This is a genomic window from Pseudarthrobacter sp. alpha12b (genome assembly GCF_054130495.1).
In genome coordinates this window covers 3,658,452-3,676,263 of the sequence record NZ_CP196746.1, presented here as the reverse complement: position 1 = coordinate 3,676,263, position 17,812 = coordinate 3,658,452, and the positions used below count along the sequence as shown (strand labels likewise).

Annotated in this window: 18 protein-coding genes; 16 read left to right on the top strand and 2 right to left on the bottom strand. The window is 66.4% G+C overall.

Going from position 1 to position 17,812, the window contains the following annotated elements; translation table 11 throughout:
- The first annotated feature begins 1 nt into the window (after position 1).
- The 5 genes from ACTAQI_RS16955 to ACTAQI_RS16935 all read left to right on the top strand — a co-directional run bounded on the left by ACTAQI_RS16955 (position 2) and on the right by ACTAQI_RS16935 (position 5,050).
- On the top strand, positions 2–907 hold the full coding sequence (locus ACTAQI_RS16955; RefSeq protein WP_457947406.1) for a carbohydrate ABC transporter permease: 906 nt from the start codon (positions 2–4) through the stop codon (positions 905–907).
- 29 nt (positions 908–936) lie between these two features.
- A complete protein-coding gene (locus tag ACTAQI_RS16950) occupies positions 937–2,127 on the top strand; it encodes a Gfo/Idh/MocA family protein (RefSeq protein ID WP_457947404.1) in 1,191 nt (396 codons plus the stop codon).
- Positions 2,128–2,200: 73 nt separating this feature from the next.
- Positions 2,201–3,205, top strand: a complete 1,005-nt coding sequence (locus ACTAQI_RS16945; RefSeq protein ID WP_457947403.1) for a sugar phosphate isomerase/epimerase family protein — start codon at positions 2,201–2,203, stop codon at positions 3,203–3,205.
- Positions 3,206–3,251: 46 nt separating this feature from the next.
- Positions 3,252–3,950, top strand: a complete 699-nt coding sequence (locus tag ACTAQI_RS16940) for a ThuA domain-containing protein (RefSeq protein ID WP_457947402.1) — start codon at positions 3,252–3,254, stop codon at positions 3,948–3,950.
- A complete protein-coding gene (locus ACTAQI_RS16935) occupies positions 3,935–5,050 on the top strand; it encodes a Gfo/Idh/MocA family protein (protein ID WP_457947401.1) in 1,116 nt (371 codons plus the stop codon). Before ACTAQI_RS16940 ends, ACTAQI_RS16935 begins: the two co-directional genes overlap by 16 nt.
- A 37-nt stretch (positions 5,051–5,087) precedes the next feature.
- Here the strand turns inward: ACTAQI_RS16935 and ACTAQI_RS16930 are convergent, their stop codons facing one another.
- The gene (locus ACTAQI_RS16930) at positions 5,088–6,239 is read right to left on the bottom strand and encodes a diguanylate cyclase (protein ID WP_457947400.1); all 1,152 of its coding nucleotides are present in this window, start codon (positions 6,237–6,239) and stop codon (positions 5,088–5,090) included.
- 112 nt (positions 6,240–6,351) lie between these two features.
- On the opposite strand from ACTAQI_RS16930, the gene ACTAQI_RS16925 reads away from it, so the two are divergent.
- From ACTAQI_RS16925 to ACTAQI_RS16890, 8 genes are all read left to right on the top strand, one after another.
- The gene (locus ACTAQI_RS16925) at positions 6,352–6,618 is read left to right on the top strand and encodes a zinc-ribbon domain-containing protein (protein ID WP_457947399.1); all 267 of its coding nucleotides are present in this window, start codon (positions 6,352–6,354) and stop codon (positions 6,616–6,618) included.
- A gap of 298 nt (positions 6,619–6,916) precedes the next feature.
- Positions 6,917–8,077, top strand: a complete 1,161-nt coding sequence (gene rsgA / locus ACTAQI_RS16920) for a ribosome small subunit-dependent GTPase A (RefSeq protein ID WP_457947398.1) — start codon at positions 6,917–6,919, stop codon at positions 8,075–8,077.
- Between the two features lie 156 nt (positions 8,078–8,233).
- Complete coding sequence (locus ACTAQI_RS16915; RefSeq protein WP_457947396.1) at positions 8,234–8,944, top strand: alpha/beta fold hydrolase; 711 nt, start codon at positions 8,234–8,236, stop codon at positions 8,942–8,944.
- A 47-nt stretch (positions 8,945–8,991) separates the two neighbouring features.
- Entirely contained in the window at positions 8,992–10,095 is a 1,104-nt protein-coding gene (locus ACTAQI_RS16910) for an agmatine deiminase family protein (RefSeq protein WP_457947395.1), read from the top strand.
- A complete protein-coding gene (locus ACTAQI_RS16905; protein WP_457947394.1) occupies positions 10,092–11,867 on the top strand; it encodes an amidase in 1,776 nt (591 codons plus the stop codon). Before ACTAQI_RS16910 ends, ACTAQI_RS16905 begins: the two co-directional genes overlap by 4 nt.
- A gap of 132 nt (positions 11,868–11,999) precedes the next feature.
- Complete coding sequence (locus tag ACTAQI_RS16900; protein WP_457947393.1) at positions 12,000–13,277, top strand: D-arabinono-1,4-lactone oxidase; 1,278 nt, start codon at positions 12,000–12,002, stop codon at positions 13,275–13,277.
- The gene (locus tag ACTAQI_RS16895) at positions 13,274–13,615 is read left to right on the top strand and encodes a hypothetical protein (protein WP_457947392.1); all 342 of its coding nucleotides are present in this window, start codon (positions 13,274–13,276) and stop codon (positions 13,613–13,615) included. Before ACTAQI_RS16900 ends, ACTAQI_RS16895 begins: the two co-directional genes overlap by 4 nt.
- A gap of 164 nt (positions 13,616–13,779) precedes the next feature.
- A complete protein-coding gene (locus ACTAQI_RS16890) occupies positions 13,780–14,916 on the top strand; it encodes a baeRF2 domain-containing protein (RefSeq protein ID WP_457947391.1) in 1,137 nt (378 codons plus the stop codon).
- A 14-nt stretch (positions 14,917–14,930) separates the two neighbouring features.
- Here the strand turns inward: ACTAQI_RS16890 and ACTAQI_RS16885 are convergent, their stop codons facing one another.
- Positions 14,931–15,470 carry a MarR family winged helix-turn-helix transcriptional regulator gene (locus tag ACTAQI_RS16885; protein WP_457947390.1) on the bottom strand — a complete coding sequence of 180 codons (540 nt, stop codon included), beginning with the start codon at positions 15,468–15,470 and terminating at the stop codon, positions 14,931–14,933.
- 275 nt (positions 15,471–15,745) lie between these two features.
- Here ACTAQI_RS16885 and ACTAQI_RS16880 point away from each other — a divergent pair, with 275 nt between their 5' ends.
- From ACTAQI_RS16880 to ACTAQI_RS16870, 3 genes are read left to right on the top strand one after another with little or no spacing between them, the layout of a single operon-like run.
- Positions 15,746–16,636, top strand: a complete 891-nt coding sequence (locus tag ACTAQI_RS16880) for a hypothetical protein (protein WP_457947389.1) — start codon at positions 15,746–15,748, stop codon at positions 16,634–16,636.
- On the top strand, positions 16,636–17,067 hold the full coding sequence (locus tag ACTAQI_RS16875) for a phage holin family protein (RefSeq protein ID WP_255173863.1): 432 nt from the start codon (positions 16,636–16,638) through the stop codon (positions 17,065–17,067). Before ACTAQI_RS16880 ends, ACTAQI_RS16875 begins: the two co-directional genes overlap by 1 nt.
- A complete protein-coding gene (locus ACTAQI_RS16870; protein WP_457947388.1) occupies positions 17,064–17,726 on the top strand; it encodes a DUF3618 domain-containing protein in 663 nt (220 codons plus the stop codon). The genes ACTAQI_RS16875 and ACTAQI_RS16870 overlap by 4 nt, the downstream gene beginning before the upstream one ends.
- The last annotated feature ends 86 nt before the right edge of the window (positions 17,727–17,812 follow it).

Below are 17,812 nucleotides of genomic sequence, written 5' to 3'. Positions count from 1 at the left end.
GGTGAGTACAGTCCTGAAAAGCAATGCGCAGGAGGCCCGGACCGGAACCGTTGGTGGCTCCGCGGCCGCCAAGCGCGGGCTCGGCACGCGGTTGAGGCGGCTGAACATCCCGGGCGGCCTGGGCGGTTGGCTGTGGCTCGCCGTCATCATCCTGCCGGTCTACTACGTGGTGATCACCAGCCTCAAGACGCAGTCCGGCTACTTCGGCCAGAATCCGCTGGCTCTGCCCACCGAGCCCACGCTGGAGAACTACCAGTCGGTCCTGGAGGCGGATTTCGCCCAGTACTTCATGAACAGTGCCATCGTCACGCTCGGTTCCGTGATCCCCACCGTGCTGATTTCGTTCATGGCCTCGTTTGCCATCGTCCGCGGCAGCGGACGGTTCCTTAAGCTGGTCAACGGCATGTTCCTCATGGGCCTGGCCATCCCGCTGCAGGCCACGATCATCCCCATCTACCTGATGATTATCCGGCTCAACCTGTACGACAGCCTGCTGGCGCTGATGCTGCCGTCCATTGCGTTTGCCATCCCGCTGACCGTCCTGATTCTCTCCAACTTCATCCGGGACGTCCCGAACGAACTCTTCGAGTCCATGCGGCTGGACGGCTGCAGCGAATGGCAGACCATGTGGCGCCTGGCCCTGCCCCTCACCCGCCCGGCCATCGTGACCGTTGCCATCTACAACGGCCTGCATGTCTGGAACGGGTTCCTGCTCCCCCTGGTTCTCACCCAGAGCCCCAGCCTGCGCGTCCTGCCCCTGGGCCTGTGGACCTTCCAGGGTGAATTCAGCGTCAACATCCCCGCCGTGCTCGCCTCCGTGGTGCTCAGCACCCTGCCCATCCTGGTGCTGTACGTCATCGGCCGCCGCCAGCTGCTCGCAGGCCTGACCGCCGGCTTCAGCAAGTAACGCGCGGATCCACAGAAAGGACTTTCAACATGACCACCGCAAAACCCCTGCGGGTCGGCATGGTGGGCTACGCCTTCATGGGCGCCGCCCACTCCCACGCCTGGCGCACCGCCCCGAGGTTTTTCGACCTGCCCCTGCAGCCACAGCTCACAGCGGTGGCCGGCCGGAATGCCGACGGCGTCCGCGCCGCAGCAGACAAACTGGGCTGGGAGTCGGTTGAGACGGACTGGCGCCGACTCATCGAGCGCGACGACATCGACCTCATCGACATCTGCACTCCCGGCAACACCCACGCCGAGATTGCCGTCGCCGCCCTTGAAGCCGGCAAACACGTGCTGTGCGAAAAGCCGCTGGCAAACTCCGTGGAGGAAGCCGAGCGGATGACGCTCGCAGCGGAGACCGCAGCCAAGCACGGCGTCCTTTCAATGTGCGGCTTCAGTTACCGCCGCACCCCGGCGCTGGCGTTGGCCAAGCGGTTCGTGGACCAGGGCAGGCTGGGCGAGATCCGGCATGTCAGGGCCCAGTACCTGCAGGACTGGCTCACCGATGCCAACGCGCCCATGACCTGGCGGCTGGACAAGAGCAAGTCAGGCTCCGGGTCCCTGGGCGACATCGGAGCACACAGCATCGACGCCGCACAGTGGGTCACCGGCCAGAACATCAGCGGAGTTTCGGCACTGCTGGAGACCTTTGTACGTGAGCGTCCGCTGGCCGGCGACCTTGTGGGCCTGGGCGGCCACGGCGACCTCAGCAGCGACGCCCCGCGCGGGTCCGTCACCGTCGATGACGCAGCCATTTTCAGCGCAAAGTTCGACGGCGGCGCGTCGGCAGGTGCCATCGGCGTCTTTGAGGCAACGCGCTATGCCCTGGGCAGGAAGAACGCCATGCGGCTGGAGGTCAACGGCACCAAGGGTTCCCTCGCCTTCGATTTCGAGGACATGAACGTCCTGTCCTTCTATGACGCCGCAGAGTCCCCCGATGCCGGGTTCCGGAAGATCTTCGTCACCGAGCCCGAACACCCCTACGTCGGAAACTGGTGGCCAACCGGCCACGGCCTGGGGTACGAACACGGCTTCACGCACCAGGTGGTGGACCTCGTCACGGCCATCGGCGAAGGCCGCCAGCCGGAACCGTCCTTCGCGGACGCATTGCAGGTGCAGCGGGTTCTGGCCGCCGTGGAGTCCAGCGCAGCAAATTCCAGCCAGTGGCAAAAAGTCTGAGCCACTGACACAAAGGCTGAGCAGGGGCTCGGCAAAGGCAATGACCAGCTTCAAGCGATCCAAGGAAACACACATGACACGACCAATCACCCTGTTCACCGGTCAGTGGGCCGACCTGCCCTTTGAGGAAGTGGCACGGCTCGCCGGCGAGTGGGGCTTTGACGGCCTGGAGATTGCCTGCTGGGGCGACCACCTGGACCCGCGCCGTGCGGCGGAGGACGACAACTACCTCCAGGGCAGGCTGGACATCCTGGAGAAGAACAACCTCAGGGTCTTCGCCATCGCGAACCACCTCACTGGCCAGGCCGTGTGCGATGACCCCATCGATGAGCGCCACCAGGGCATCCTGTCGGCTGAAGTCTGGGGCGACGGTGAGCCTGAAGGCGTACGCCGCCGGGCGGCGGATTCCATGAAGGACACCGCGCGGGCCGCGGCGCGCCTGGGCGTGAAAACCGTCACCGGGTTCACCGGCTCCGCCATTTGGAAAGCGGTGGCAATGTTCCCGCCGGCGTCCCGGGAAATGATCGACGCCGGGTACCAGGACTTTGCGGACCGGTGGAACCCCATCCTTGACGTCTTCGATGAGGTGGATGTCCGCTTCGCCCTGGAAGTCCACCCGTCCGAAATCGCCTACGACTACTGGACGGCCAAACGGACCCTTGAGGCGATCGGCCACAGGAAGAATTTCGGCCTGAACTTCGACCCCTCCCACTTCATCTGGCAGGACCTGGACCCGGTGATGTTCCTGCAGGACTTCGCGGACAAGATCTTCCACGTCCACGTCAAGGAATCCGTCCGCCAGCTGGATGGCCGCAACGGCCGCCTGGGCTCGCACCTTGCGTGGGCGGATCCCCGCCGGGGCTGGGACTTCGTCACCGCAGGACACGGGGACGTGCAGTGGAACCGGATCTTCCGGACCCTGAACGCCATCGGCTACGAAGGCCCCACCAGCATCGAGTGGGAGGACGCCGGGATGGACCGCCTGGTCGGCGCCCCGCAGGCCCTGGCCATGGTCCAGGAACTGGCCCGCATCGCCCCGCCGGCCGCCGCCTTCGACGCCGCCTTCGCCAGCCGCTGACCCCACGCTGCCGGCAACAGCCGGCAGCCAAACAAAGGAAACTTCAATGACAGAAACCAAGAATGCGCTGGTCGTCCGCGGGGGCTGGGACGGCCACCAACCCTACGAGGCCACCGAGCTCTTCATCCCCTACCTCAAGGACCACGGCTATGACGTGCGGGTGGAGGAATCCCCCAAGGTCTACGCCGACGCCGCATACATGGCAGGCGTGGACCTGATCATGCAGTGCATGACCATGAGCACCATCGAAAAGGACGAGTTCGCCGGACTGCGGGCCGCCGTGGAGAACGGCACCGGCCTGGCCGGCTGGCACGGCGGGATCGCCGATTCCTACCGGAACACCTCCGACTACCTGCACCTGATCGGCGGCCAGTTCGCCTGCCACCCCGGCAAGCACCCGGACGAACGCGTCGGCGAGCAGTCGGACAACTACGTGCCCTACACGGTCAACATGCTGCCGGCGGCCGCCGAGCACCCCATTACCAAGGGCATCAAGGACTTTGACCTGGTCACCGAGCAGTACTGGGTCCTCTCGGACGACTACGTGGACGTCCTGGCCACCACCACCCAAAAAGTCCGCGAGTGGGATCCCTGGAACCGCGAAGTGACGTCCCCTGCAATCTGGACCCGCCAGTGGGGCAAGGGCCGGATCTTCGTGGCCACCCCCGGGCACCGCGTGGAAATCCTCCAGGACCGAAACGTTCGCACCATCATCGAAAGGGGCCTGCTGTGGGCAAGCCGTTGAAAGTCGGAATCATTGGCTGCGGAGCCATCATCGCCCAGTACCTCGCCAACTTCCGGCGCCTGGACCAGGTCCAGCTGGTGGCCGTGGCGGACCTGGATCCCGCGCGTGCACAGGCCGTTGCGAACGATTACGACGGCGTCCGTGCCCTATCAGTGGACGAACTGCTCGCCGCAGATGACGTGGACCTGGTCCTGAACCTGACCATCCCTGCCGCGCACGCGAACGTCGCCCTGAAGGCGATCGCTGCCGGAAAGAGCGTTTACGGCGAAAAGCCCCTGGCCGCCACAACCGCCGAGGCACGCCAGGTGCTGGACGCAGCGCGGGAGGCGGGCGTCGTCGTCGGCTGTGCTCCTGACACCGTGCTGGGCACCGGAATCCAGACCGCACGCAAAGCAATCGATGACGGGCTGATCGGCGCTCCCATCTCGGCGTCCGCAACCATGGTGACCCCGGGCCACGAACGTTGGCACCCCAACCCGGACTTCTACTACCAGCCCGGCGGGGGACCACTCCTGGACATGGGCCCCTACTACGTCACGGCACTCGTGACGCTGCTGGGTCCCGTGGTGTCGGTGATCGGAGCCGCCAGCCACACCCGGAATGAGCGGACCATTGGCTCCGGGCCGCGGCAGGGTGAAAAGGTACCCGTGAACATCGATTCCCACGTCACCGGCGTCCTGGTCCACGCCTCAGGCGCACTGTCCACGCTGCTCATGAGCTTCGACGCCGTGAAGTCCAAATCCCCCAACATCGAGATCCATGGCGAGCGCGGATCCCTGGTAGTGCCGGACCCCAACCACTTCGACGGTGACGTCCAGCTGTTTTCCCTGGGGGCGGAGGACTGGGAAACCCTGCCCTCCTCCGCCGGGTATGTTGATTCCGGCCGCGGGTTCGGCATCGCGGACCTGGCCGCCACCCCCCAGGGCAAGGAACCCCGGGCAGGCGGCGCCCTTGCCTACCATGCGCTGGAGGTCATGGAATCCGTCCTTGAGTCCGCGCACAAGGGCACGGCAGTGGCCATCCAGAGCACTGTTGAGCGGCCTGAGAGCGTGGAACTGACGGTCCTGGCCGAGCAGGCGGACGCGCTCCAGTCCAAGTAGGCGGCAGTAGGGAACCGCGCCGCTGACCGCAGCGGAGCTAGTGCAGCTCGTCGCTGCGGGCGGCGCGGTTCCTGCCCAGGGATTTGGCCCTGTAGAGGGCGGCATCCGCCGAGGCAATGAGATCGTCCACGCTGGAGGTCCCGCCGTCGTACGTGGAAATCCCATAACTCGCGGTGGGCATCTCCATCCCGTCAGGCGTCTTCGCACCCGCCATGCGCCTGCTGATTTCCTCCGCGATGGTCTCCGCACGTGTGGCGCTTGCCCCCGGCACCAGGACGACGAACTCTTCCCCGCCATACCTTCCGGTCAGGTCGGTGGAGCGCACGGTGGCAGCACAGGCGTCGGCGAAGGCCTGCAATGCCAGGTCGCCCGCTGCATGGCCGTGGGTGTCGTTGACCGCTTTGAAGTGGTCAAGGTCGGCCAGGATCAGGGCCCCGGAGCCGCCCGTGATGGTCCGGTCGGCCAACTGCTCCGCGGCGAGGTCCATGAAGGCCTTGCGGTTCAACAGCCCGGTGAGGTCGTCCCGGGTGGCCACCACGCGCAGGGCGCGCGTCTGCTGTTCGCTGCTCAACGCCGCCATGCTGAAGGAAACCACCACCAGCAACACCATGGTCACCAGCGTGGTGAGGGCCGAACCAAAGACGGTAACGAAGACGGGGCCGTCCTGGCCGTCCACCAGGAACGCCAGCCAGCGGAAGAAATAGAAGACGGAAAGCCCTCCGGCAGCCACGGCCATGGGGATCCGCACCCGCGAATAGCCTGGTTCAAGGCGCCAGAGCTCACGCGACGCCAACCCAATGGTCAAGCTCATCGCAGCGAGGAACACGTAACCGCCGGACCAGGTATTGGTGGCCGGATGGTCAAGCAGGGAGGCCACCAGTGTGACCAAGGGGATACCGGTGAAGGCCCACGTGGGCGGCCGCACCGTCCGCAGCGAGCGCGCGCCCGCCCACACCGCAACCCCGCCGTGAACCAGCAGGGTGTTTCCCACCGGGTTGGCCCACACTTGGTGGGGCGTGCCGTCCAGGAGGAAACAGCCGGATCCGGACAGGAAAAACAGCAGGGCGCCGCACCACCAGGCACTGTACGGCGAGCGCGTCACCCGGTAAGCGGAAAAGTAGAACAGAACCACCAGCACCAGGGCCATCAGGCCAAAAGCGATGCGCAGGGTTGCCGTGTCCAGAGCCATGTGCCAGAAGTCCCCCCAACGCGGCGAAAGCTGCTCCCGCAAGTATTGCATTTCACCCAGACGGTGCAGGAGCTCTCCTACCCCTGATGGGAACCTTTCAAACTCGCCTAGTGTGGGTACCTCAGGACCACGAAAGGCCGCCATGCTCCTTCTCTTCGGGTTTAGGACTGTACATAAGGCACTGCCGGGACGGGCGGCAACGTGCCCGCACTGCGGCGCCTTCATCCACCACCTCCTTGAGGAGCAGGCCACCAAGTTCACGCTCTTCTTCATCCCGGTGCTCACTGTGGCCCGGAAATACCGGATCACCTGCACCAACTGCGGCTACGTCTCCTCCATTACCGGACGCCAGAAGCGGGCGCTGGAACTCCGGCGGTAAGGCCGCCGGCCAAGTGGGTGCGGTTTTCCTTCGGGGGCCCCACCCTTTTGTGCCTGCCCCCTAGTGCACGACGGCGGTGGCCGCTAAAGTGGGTCCCGGTTCCGCCCTGCCGTCCCCGGCAGGAGAACGGAAACCCTTCGAGGGAATGGAGGTGGTTTTGATGACTGCAGTTGCCGCGCGCCTTGAGCGCCCCGCACCCACCACATCAACCATCTCCCCCGCCTGCACCCGGCGTTCCTGACGGCAACTGTCCGCCACAGGGCGCTGCTGCACCGGGGATCCCCGCAAGGAATCCACAGTGCACACCTCTTCAAGCAACACCCAACGCAACACCGCATCCACCAATCAACCACCGCCGGGCCCTTCCGCTTACGGCTACACGCCCGCCGTCGGCCGCCACTTCGATCAGCACCCCTGTCCCGGTGCCACCGATCCGGGCCGGGTGGTCCGCGTGGACCGCACACTGCTGCTCATTGCCGTCTCCGACGGGCTGCTTCACCTGCCCTACCCGCTGTCCGGGGAGGTGCCGGTCACCGGCGACTGGGTCTGGGTCGGCCCCAACCGGGCCGGCGAGCGCCAGATCCTGGCCGTCCTTCCCCGCCGCTCCGAACTCAGCCGCAAGCGTGCGTTCGAGGACTCATCGGCCGCGCAGGTCCTGGCCGCGAACATGGACACCGTGGGCGTGGTGGTGCCCGTGGACCGGCCCCTCACGCACAACAGGCTCGAACGCACCCTGGTTGCCGCCTGGGATTCCGGCGCCACCCCGCTGGTAATTGTCACCAAGGCGGACCTGGCGCAGGTGGCGGACGACGTCGTCGGCAAGGTCATCCTGCAGGCGGCAGGCGTGGATGTGGTCACCACATCGGCCGAAAACGGTGACGGGATCGACGAATTGATGTCCCGCATCCCGCCGGGGGGCACCATTGTGCTCCTGGGGCCCTCCGGCGCCGGCAAGTCCACGCTCATCAACGCCCTGGTTGGCCGGGAGGTCCAGCAAACCGGGGAGGTGCGGTCTGGGGATTTCAAGGGCAAGCACACCACCACGGCCCGTGAGCTGGTGCCGCTGTCCAACGGGACCGTCCTGATGGATACGCCCGGGGTGCGGGGATTTGGGCTGTTCGACGCCGGGGAAGGACTGGGCGGGATGTTCGGCGATGTGGAGGAACTGGCGGCCAGCTGCCGGTTCGCGGACTGCGCCCACGGGAGTGAGCCGGGCTGCGCGGTCCGGGAGGCGATTGACAGCGGTGTCCTCCCGGAGCGCCGTTGGAACTCCTACCGGAAGATGCAGCGCGAGCTGGCGGCGCTGGCACGCCGCTCCGACATCGCCGCCGAGCGCGCCTACCACCGCGAGTGGCACCAAAAAGTGGTATCAGCCGGAAAGTCGCAACGCTGGGCGGAGCGCGAGGCCTCCGAAAAGCAGGAGGGGGCCGCCGGGAAGCGGCGCAAGCGGGGCCGGTGATCTGGAAGGCGCGCGTTCCCGCCCAGTTACCCAGCGGGCAAGCACCTCCCGATCGAGGCTCCGCCCCGGTTGGCGCGGCCTTACTGCTGCAGCCACGTGGTACCCCTGACAGTAACTGGGAAGGAGCGCACAGCTCCCGGGGAGTAGGGTTCCGTCATGGACATCATCCTGGTTCCCGGTTTCTGGTTGGACGCCTCATCCTGGGAGGAGGTGACACCTGTCCTGGAAGCAGCGGGGCACCGCCCCCACCCCCTTACCCTTCCGGGGAAGGAGTCCGTGGACGCCAGCCGGGCAGGCATAACCCTGCAGGACCACATCGACGCAGTGGTGGAGGTCCTGGACGGCCTGCCCGGCAAGGTGGTCCTGGTGGGGCATTCCGGTGGCGGTGCCATCATCCATGGCGTGGTGGATGCGCGGCCGGACAAGGTGGAGCGGGCCATCTATGTGGACAGCGGACCGGTCGGTGAAGGCGGCGTCATCAATGACGAACTGCCCGCCCAGGGGGACGACGTGCCGCTGCCGCCGTGGGAAAGTTTCGACGACGCCGATCTGGTGGACCTCGACGACCGGCTTCGCAAGGCCTTCCTGGCCCGTGCCGTCCCGGAACCCCGTGGTGTGGCCTATGGCAAGCAGCACCTTCACAATGAGCGGCGCTATGACGTACCCGCCACCGTGGTCACGTGCGAATTCCCTTCCGCCATGCTCCGGGAATGGATAGCGGCCGGGCACCCGTTCGTCGCGGAGCTGGCCAGGATCAATGACATTGAGTTCGTCGACCTGCCCACCGGACACTGGCCGCAATTCACCAAGCCGGCAGAACTGGCTCGCGCCATCCTGGCCGCCGTGGACCGGGCACGCCAGGACTGACGCGACATACTCTTGCGCACCGCCTGCAGGGTCTCCATAATAAATGAATGGCATTCATTTATTCGACCGAAGTCAGGGGCAGCGCCGCCCCTGGCCACGCTTCCATCGGCACCACAACCCACATGTCCGCAGAATGGGAGGCCCACCAACGGACCTGGATGGCCTTCCCACCGCCCAATGAAACCTTCGGGCCCGTGGGAAGCGCCACCCTGGACCGGGCCCGGGCGGCCTGGACCAAGGTGGCCCGGACCATCGCAAGGTACGAGCCCGTCACCGTGGTGGCAGACCCCCGGGATGCCACGGCCGCAAGGGAATGGCTTGGAGCGGATATCGACGTGGTGCAGGTTCCACTGGACGATGCCTGGCTGCGGGACAGCGGCCCCACCTTCGTGCACCGGCCGGATGGTTCACTGGCAGCCGTTGACTGGATCTTCAACGGCTGGGGCGCCCAGGAGTGGGCTGCCTGGACCAAAGACCAGAACGTGGCCAGGGGCGTGGCGGCCGGCATCGATGTACCCGTCCGGACATCTGCACTGGTGAATGAGGGCGGCGGCTTCCATGTGGACGGCGAAGGGACCGTGCTGCTCACTGAAACAGTCCAGTTGGATCCCCGGCGCAACCCGGGTGCAACCAAGGAATCAGTCGAGGCGGAGGTCCACGCAGCACTGGGCACCACCAAGGCCATCTGGCTTCCGCGCGGCCTTACCCGGGACTACGACGAGTTCGGCACCCGCGGCCACGTGGACATCGTGGCCGCCTTTGCCGGCCCCGGCACCATCCTGCTGCACCGGCAGGACGACCCCGCCCACCCGGACCACGCGGTCTACCTGCAACTAAAGGCAGTCCTGGGCGGACAACTGGATGCCCAAGGCCGCCCGCTGCGCATCATCGACGTTCCTGCACCCACAACCCTCAAGGACGATGAGGGCTGGGTGGACTGGTCCTACATCAACCACTACGTGGCCAACGACGTGGTGGTGCTCTGCGGCTTCGACGATCCCAACGACACCATCGCGGCCGGCATCCTGGCACGCGCCTACCCCGGACGCACGGTAGAGCTGGTGGATGCCCGGGATATCTTCGCCTTCGGCGGCGGCATCCATTGCATTACGCAGCAGCAGCCCGCCCAGCGGGAAGGAGATGCAGCGTGAAGCTGGCGCAGCCCACCCCCAAGCCGGCCACTGGGGAGACGTTCGATGTGGTGGAGGCCAGCATCAGGGAACTCCGGGCAGCCCTTGAGGCGGGCGATGTCACGAGCGAGGAACTGGTCCGCCTCTACCTGGAGCGCATCGAGAAGTATGACTCATCAGGAATATGCCTGAACGCGCTCGTGGTGATGAACCCGGACGCCATAACCGAAGCCCGCGCGTCAGATGAGCGCCGGGCTGGCGGCCAAACACTCGGCCCACTGGACGGCATCCCGTACACCGCCAAGGACAGCTACCAGGTGCAGGGCCTGACCGTGGCTGCCGGCTCGCCGGCATTCAAGGACCTCGTGGCGCAGCGGGATGCCTTCACCATTGAACGGCTCCGGGCCGGCGGGGCAGTCCTGATTGGGTTGACCAACATGCCGCCCATGGCCAATGGAGGTATGCAGCGCGGGGTATACGGCCGCGCGGAGAGTCCCTACAACACGGAGTTCCTCACCGCGGCCTTCGCTTCCGGTTCATCCAACGGCTCCGGCACTGCAACAGCGGCCAGCTTCGCAGCCTTCGGGCTGGCAGAGGAAACCTGGTCCTCAGGCCGGGCGCCGGCGTCGAACAATGCCCTCTGCGCCTATACGCCCTCCCGCGGTGTCATCTCGGTGCGCGGCAACTGGCCCCTGGTTCCCACCATGGATGTGGTGGTACCGCACACCCGCACCATGGCGGATCTGCTGGAGGTCCTGGACGTGGTGGTGGCGGACGACGCCGAGCCGCGCGGTGATTTCTGGCGCGTCCAGCCCTGGATCGCGGTGCCCAAGGCATCTGCTGTCCGCCCGCCGTCGTACGTTGATCTGACCGTTCCGGACGCAACCGCGGCGGCAGGCGTGCTCGCAGGCAAACGGCTGGGTATACCCCGGATGTACATCAACGCGGATCCGGAAGCCGGCACCGCCGAGGCACCCGGCATCGGCGGCCCCACAGGGCAACGCATTCGGACCCGCGCGTCCGTCCTGGAGCTCTGGAACGCGGCCCGCCGCGACCTGGAAGCCGCAGGCGCCGAGGTAGTGGAGGTGGACTTCCCCGTGGTCTCCAACTACGAAGGCGACCGGCCCGGCGTGCCCACCATCGCCACCCGCGGCCTGGTGTCCCCCGAGTATCTCCGGCGGGAAATCATGGACCTGTCCGCGTGGGCGTGGAATGACTTCCTGGACGCCAACGGGGATCCGCGGTTGAACCGCCTTGCCGCCGTCGACGGTTCCGCCATCTTCCCCGCCCCCGACGGCGCGCTGCCGGACCGCTACGACGGATTCGACGACGACATCAGCGACTATCCAGGCTGGATCCGTGAGCACGGCGTGCCCGCCCTGACCAACATTCCACACCTGCCGGAAGGCCTGGCAGGGCTGGAGGAAACCCGCCGGGTGGACCTCGAGGACTGGATGGACCGGCTGGGCCTGGATGCCGTAGTGTTCCCGGCCGCGGCCGACGTGGCCCCTTCGGACGCGGACACCAACCCAGCCTCAGCGGATCCCGCGTGGCGCAACGGCGTATGGGTGGCCAACGGGAACCTGGTTCCCCGGCACCTTGGCATTCCCACGGTCACGGTTCCCATGGGTATCGCCGCGGACATCGCGATGCCGGTGGGCATGACCATCGCCGGCAAGGCCTACAGCGACACGGACCTGCTTCGGCTGGCTGCGGCCTTTGAAGCCACCGGGAGCCGGCGGGTCCCGCCGCCGCGCACGACACCAGCCGCAGGCGGGGAAGCTCCCTGCTGAGCAGGCCAACCCGGCTGCAGGCTCTCCCTGCACCTCCGCCAAAGGGTCTGCCCACGCAGCGGAAGCGCCTTGACAGCCGGGATTGTTAGCGCTGACAGTGGGAGGAAACCAACACCAAGCGAAAGCCACTCGATGAAGAACTGGGCAGGAAACCTCGAATACTCCTCCGCCGACGTCAGGCGGCCGGAGTCCGTAGCGGAGCTGGCGGCCATTGTGGCCGATTCCCCGCGGGTTAAGGCCCTGGGTTCCCGGCACTCGTTCAACCGGGTGGGGGACACGGACGGCGTGCATGTCCTCCTTGATGCGCTGCCGCAGCACGTGGAGCTGGATGCAGGCCATGGAACGGTGCGGGTCAGCGGCGGCGTGAGCTATGGGGCACTGTGCCGGACCCTTGAGGAGTCCGGCGTAGCCATCCACAACCTGGCCTCGCTGCCGCACATCTCGGTGGCTGGTGCGGTGCAGACCGGAACACATGGCTCCGGAGTACACAATCCTTCCCTTGCCGGTGCCGTTGAATCCATCGACCTGGTCCGGGCCTCCGGAGAGCAGGTCAGGCTCAGCCGGGAAGACGGCGACGAGTTCCTGGCAAGTGTGGTGGGCATAGGGGCGCTGGGCATCGTCACCGGCCTGGAACTGGCGGTGCGGCCCAGCTTCAGGATGCGCCAGCGGGTCCTCGAGGACCTGCCCTGGGACAACGCCCTGGCCGATTTCACCACCATCGTATCCAGTGCCTACAGCGTGAGCCTGTTTACGGACTACGCCGGCGACATGATCAACCAGGTCTGGCTCAAGGCACTTGAGGACGAGCAGCCGCTTCCCAGCCTGTTCGGGGCAACCGCCGCCCTGAACCCCCGGCATCCCCTGCCGGACATGTCCGCGGAGAACTGCACCGCGCAGATGGATCAGCCCGGGCTGTGGCTGGACCGGCTGCCGCACTTCCGCCACGAGTTCACTCCAAGCAACGGGGACGAACTGCAGAGCGAGTTCATCCTTCCTTTGGAGCACGCCCCCGCGGCCCTCCAGGCAGTCCGCGGGCTGGCCGAAAATCTTGCCCCGCTGCTGTTCGTCTCGGAAATCCGGACCGGCGCCGCCGATGAATTCTGGCTCAGCCCGTTCTACCGCCAGCAAAGCGTGGCGCTGCACTTCACCTGGAAGCCGCTGCAGCCTGAGGTGGAAGCCTTCCTGCCGGTCCTGGAGGACGCCCTGCGGCCCTTCGGCGCCCGGCCGCACTGGGGCAAGCTGTTCACTCCGGACGGCCATGACTGGGAGAAGCTGTACCCGCGCTTCGCCGAATTCCGTTCCTTCGCGGCCGCGCATGATCCCGAGGGCAAATTCAGGAATGGGCTGCTGGACAGCATCATGGGCGTCCCGGCCCGCCGTCAGGAAGCCGCCGGTACGCTGGGGGCATGACTCTTCGCCCCGCCGTCGTCCCCGCCACCGCCCTTGCCGCCGCCCTGCTGCTGACGGGATGCGGCGCGGTGGGGGAGGCTGCGGGCAACGCGGCCAGCGAAGCAGCCTCCAAGGCTGCCTCGGCCGCAGCGCAGGAAGTCAACCGGCAAATCTGCGCAGTGGTGCAGGACGGCCTGGTCAGCGCGGAGGACCGCCAGGCGTTGGCCGGCTTGGTCTCCGCCGCACGAACGGCAGGGGTCCCCCCTGAAATTACGACGCCGTTGGGCCAGATTGCGGAGGCCGGGGACCAAGTGCCGGCCGACTCCGTCAAGGCCCTGAAAGATGCCTGCAAGGCCTGACCGGCAAGGGGCCGGAAGGCCCTACAGCGCACGCTTCCCCGCCGCTACGGTGAAGTGACGAACCAGTAAGCCCGTGATACTGGATCACGCGCGAAGGAGACCGTCATGGCGGAACGCGGCAACACCACCTCAGCCCCGCCCACCACGGAGGAGGAAGAGGAAAAGTGACAACCAGCCTGCAGAAATACGCCGACCTGTATCGCATTCCCGGCCCGTGGTGCACGGCTTACGTGGATGCGGGGACCGGAACCGTGGACACCATTGAGGCCGGTGACGTCAGGCCCGGGAATACGCGCGCGCAGCTCGAAGTACAGGGGGCAACGTCCATAGACGTGGACGCGATGGAACAAGCCCTCCAGCCGGCGGCCGGGATCCCCTCCCCTGTGTCCAGGTTCGTCCTGGTCCAGGGCGGGAATATCGCAGCAAATGAGGTGCTCCCCGGCAACCTCGTATTCCCGGAACGGCTGGCCGTGGAGCCCATCCCGGACCTGCTGCCACTGGTTAAGCACCGGCCGGAAGAGCTGGCGTATGTGGTGGCTGAAGTAAGCCGGGAACATGGTGAAATCCGGTTGTACCGTGCCGGGACAGGCGCTCCCAGCAGCGTGCAGGAAGTGGAAGGTGAGTCCGAGCATGTGCATAAGTTCCACGGCGGAGGCTGGTCGGAGCTGCGGTTCCAGCACCACACCGAGGACGTCTGGCGCCGCAACGCCGACGAAGTGGCAGGTGAAATAGACAGGGTGGCCAGCTCCAGCGGTGCCCGGCTGATCGTTCTCGCCGGTGATATCCGTGCCCGCGGGCTGGTCAAGGACAACCTCGCCGAGGCCAGCAGGTCACTTGTGTCCGAGGTGGATTCGCACACCCATACCGCCGGCGCGGACAGCGCGAACCTGGCGGACGAGGTCAACGAGCGCGTTGCCAGGCTATGGGCCGGGGAACAGCAGGCGGTGATGGACAGGCTGGCGGTCCAGGAGGGCCAGGACAATCCAGAATCTGCACAGGGCGTCGAGGCCGTGGTGCACGCACTGCAGCAGGCACAGGTAGACGTCCTCATTCTTGATGATGACGCCTTGTCCGAACGAACCCTGCTTGCCCTGGATACGGAACCTTGGGTCGCCACCACCAAAGAGGAAGCTTTGGCTGCAGGAGTCCTGGGAGAAGTGCCGGCCCCTGCAGCCCTGCTGCGGGCTGCCGCATTGACTGACGCCCGGGTTCTCCTGGTCCCGGGGCCGGTGCTGCCGCAGGGCATTGACGTGGCGGCACTGCTGCGCTGGCCCTCGGGACCCGAAGTCCCGCCGTCGTAGGCACTGCTGCCTGGTCAATTCTGGCGTGGCTGGTCCCAGCCCCGCAGGCCGGCTGCCCGCCCGGCCTGCGGTTTGTGGCCGTGCCCACCCCGGTGCTCCGGCGGGGCAAACGGGACTACTCCGGTGTCCCGGCTGGGCGGCACGGCACGGACAAACTTGGTGAGTTCCTCGCGGAGTTCCTTCCATCCGATGTCCGGATCGTCAGGATAGGCATTGACTTCCGCCTGCCGTGCTGCCTCCACGGCGGCAATTCCGGCGGCCGTCAGCTCCACTTTCAGCTGCCGGCGGTCCGAGGCGTGGCGGGTCCTGGAGATATGTCCTGTGCCTTCAAGCCGGGTCAGGACCCGGCCCAGAGTCTGGCTTTGGACCCTGATCGCCTCGGCAAGCTGTTCCTGGTTTAGTGGGCCCCCCATCAGGCCTTCCAATGCGATAACGGCTGCACGGGTGAGGCCAAGGGGGGCCAGTGCATCGTCCTGGCGCCGCTGGATCAGCCGGGCCGCCAAGGTGATCAGGCGGTAGCTGCTCCGGGCGTCCGGATCGAGATTGCTGGTCATCGGCCGCGGCCTTCCTGTAGGTGGCGAAGTGCTGGTCACCCTGCGTCGCTACACCCCTACAATAAGCATGCTTAGCAACATACTTGCAAGTAGGCTTACTATCCACCCGGCCGCCGGCCCGTGCGCCCGACCCCTCCGCACTCCAAAAGCGAAGCACTACCCCTTGCAATCCAAATGGGAAGTGTGCTTAGTATCTAAATAGTAACCTTGCTTACTAAGTCGCCAGCATTGCTGGTTCTTGATCGCCAGCTAACCCTTTCTGAAAGAGAGCGAAGATGACAGAGAACCAATGGCCCCAGACCCCGCACACCTCTACCGATCCGGCCGTCGCCGATCCGTATGGTGCAACCGAGGCAGCTCCCCAGCAGGCCGCCTACCCCACCACCCCGGGTGACACCTCCAAGACCCAGGCAGCCAAGGAGGAAGCGTCCAACGTTGCAGGCGAGGCCGCATCTGCCGCCCAAGGGGTAGCCCAGACCGCCAAGAGCGAGGCTGCGAACGTGGCGCATGAGGCGAAGGCCAATGCGCAGGATCTGCTGCACCAGGCGAAGTCGGGCCTTACCAGCCAGGCCGGCACCCAGCAGCAGAAGGCCGCGGAGGGCATTCGCAACATCTCCAGCCAGCTGCACAGCATGGCCAGCGCTCCAGACCAGCAGGGCATGGCCGGTGACCTCGTTCGCCAGGCAGCCGAACGCACTTCCTCGATGGCCACCTGGCTGGAAAACCGGGAACCGGGTGACCTCCTGGACGAGGTCCAGCGGTTCGCCCGCAACCGTCCCGGAACGTTCCTGCTCCTGGCCGCCGGCGCCGGCGTCCTGGCCGGCCGCCTTACCCGCGGCCTCACCGCAGGCGCACCCGAAACGCAGGGGCAAGTGCAGGGTTCAGGCCAGCAGGGCTTGGGCCAGCACCGCGCCGCGCAGTCACCGCCCGTAGCGCCCCTCCGCCAGGAGACCGTGTACGCCGCCGGAACGGATGACCTCTTCGCTGAGCCGACCGTAGCCAGCGGCGCCCCGGTATCTACCAGCACCCTGCCTTCGGGTACCGCCGAGGAGACACCCCTTCGGTTTGATGACGACCCCTACCGGGCCGAAAACGGCGTCTACAACGACGACGAGCCGTTCGGCAGCGAAGGCACCGGCCGCCGCGGCCAGACGGGTGGTCTGTGATGAGTAGCCAGATTCCCGAGCCGCCGCCCAGTGCGGCGCATGTGAAAGCGGACAACGCGTCGCTGGGTGACCTGCTCGGGGACGTGACCCGGGACCTGTCCACCCTGATGCGCCAGGAAGTGGAACTGGCCAAGGCCGAACTCAAACAATCCACCTCCCGCGCAGGCAAAGGCGCCGGCATGCTCGCCGGCGCCGGGATCGGCGGACACTTCGTCCTGCTCTTCCTCTCGCTGGCCCTGATGTGGGCCCTGGGCGCCATCATGCCCCTGGGCTGGTCCGCGCTGATCGTCGCCGTCATCTGGGCCATCATCGCCGCCGTCCTGGCCTCCATTGGCCGCAAGGAACTCAAGCAGATCAAGGGCCTGCCCCAAACCGGGGAAACCCTCTCAGAAATTCCCCCAACCCTAAAACCAGGTGAGGTAAACCGATGAGCGAAAACCCTGACGTCATCCGCGCAGACATAGAAGCCACCCGGGCCCGCCTGGGCACCAACGTCGACGCCGTGGCCGACAAAGTCACCCCGTCCAACATCGTCCACCGCCAAACCGACAAAGTCCGCGACGCCGTGACCGGGGTGAAGGAGAAAATCATGGGAGCAGCAGACACCGCCACCACCAAGGTCCACCACACCACCAACACCGGCGCCGGACACACCACCAACGCCATGCACTCCGCCGGGGACAGCCTCCACCAGGCATCAGACACCGTCTCAGCCAAACTCTCCGACGCCGGCCAGGCCGTCTCCAACGCACCGGACCAGGTCAAAGCCAAAACCGCCGGCAACCCCCTGGCCGCCGGGCTCATCGCGTTCGGCGCCGGCATGCTCGTTTCCTCGCTGATCCCGGCAAGCCAAAAGGAACGCGAAGCCGCGGACCAACTCAAAACCGCAGCCCAGCCCCTGGCAACCCAGGTCACCGACGCCGCCAAAACCATGGCCCAGGACCTCAAGGAACCCGCCCAGGAAGCCATGGAAAACGTCAAAGCCACCGCCACCGACGCCGCCCAAAACGTCAAAACCGAAGGCCAAACAGCCGCCACCGACGTCAAAGACCGCGCCACCGACGCCAAAGACAACGTCCAAAACACCTAACCCGGGTAGGTAACCAAGGACAACGGCAAAGCCGGCTCCGCATGGTGCGGGACCGGCTTTGTTGCTGCCCGGCCCTGATAGCCGCC

Coding starts and splice junctions, on each gene's coding strand:
- ACTAQI_RS16950 (WP_457947404.1), top strand. CDS start 937: ATGACCACCGCAAAACCCCTGCGGGTCGGCATGGTGGGCTACGCCTTC.
- ACTAQI_RS16945 (WP_457947403.1), top strand. CDS start 2,201: ATGACACGACCAATCACCCTGTTCACCGGTCAGTGGGCCGACCTGCCC.
- ACTAQI_RS16940 (WP_457947402.1), top strand. CDS start 3,252: ATGACAGAAACCAAGAATGCGCTGGTCGTCCGCGGGGGCTGGGACGGC.
- ACTAQI_RS16930 (WP_457947400.1), bottom strand. CDS start 6,239: ATGGCTCTGGACACGGCAACCCTGCGCATCGCTTTTGGCCTGATGGCC.
- ACTAQI_RS16915 (WP_457947396.1), top strand. CDS start 8,234: ATGGACATCATCCTGGTTCCCGGTTTCTGGTTGGACGCCTCATCCTGG.
- ACTAQI_RS16910 (WP_457947395.1), top strand. CDS start 8,992: ATGGCATTCATTTATTCGACCGAAGTCAGGGGCAGCGCCGCCCCTGGC.
- ACTAQI_RS16900 (WP_457947393.1), top strand. CDS start 12,000: ATGAAGAACTGGGCAGGAAACCTCGAATACTCCTCCGCCGACGTCAGG.
- ACTAQI_RS16895 (WP_457947392.1), top strand. CDS start 13,274: ATGACTCTTCGCCCCGCCGTCGTCCCCGCCACCGCCCTTGCCGCCGCC.
- ACTAQI_RS16885 (WP_457947390.1), bottom strand. CDS start 15,470: ATGACCAGCAATCTCGATCCGGACGCCCGGAGCAGCTACCGCCTGATC.
- ACTAQI_RS16880 (WP_457947389.1), top strand. CDS start 15,746: ATGACAGAGAACCAATGGCCCCAGACCCCGCACACCTCTACCGATCCG.
- ACTAQI_RS16875 (WP_255173863.1), top strand. CDS start 16,636: ATGAGTAGCCAGATTCCCGAGCCGCCGCCCAGTGCGGCGCATGTGAAA.
- ACTAQI_RS16870 (WP_457947388.1), top strand. CDS start 17,064: ATGAGCGAAAACCCTGACGTCATCCGCGCAGACATAGAAGCCACCCGG.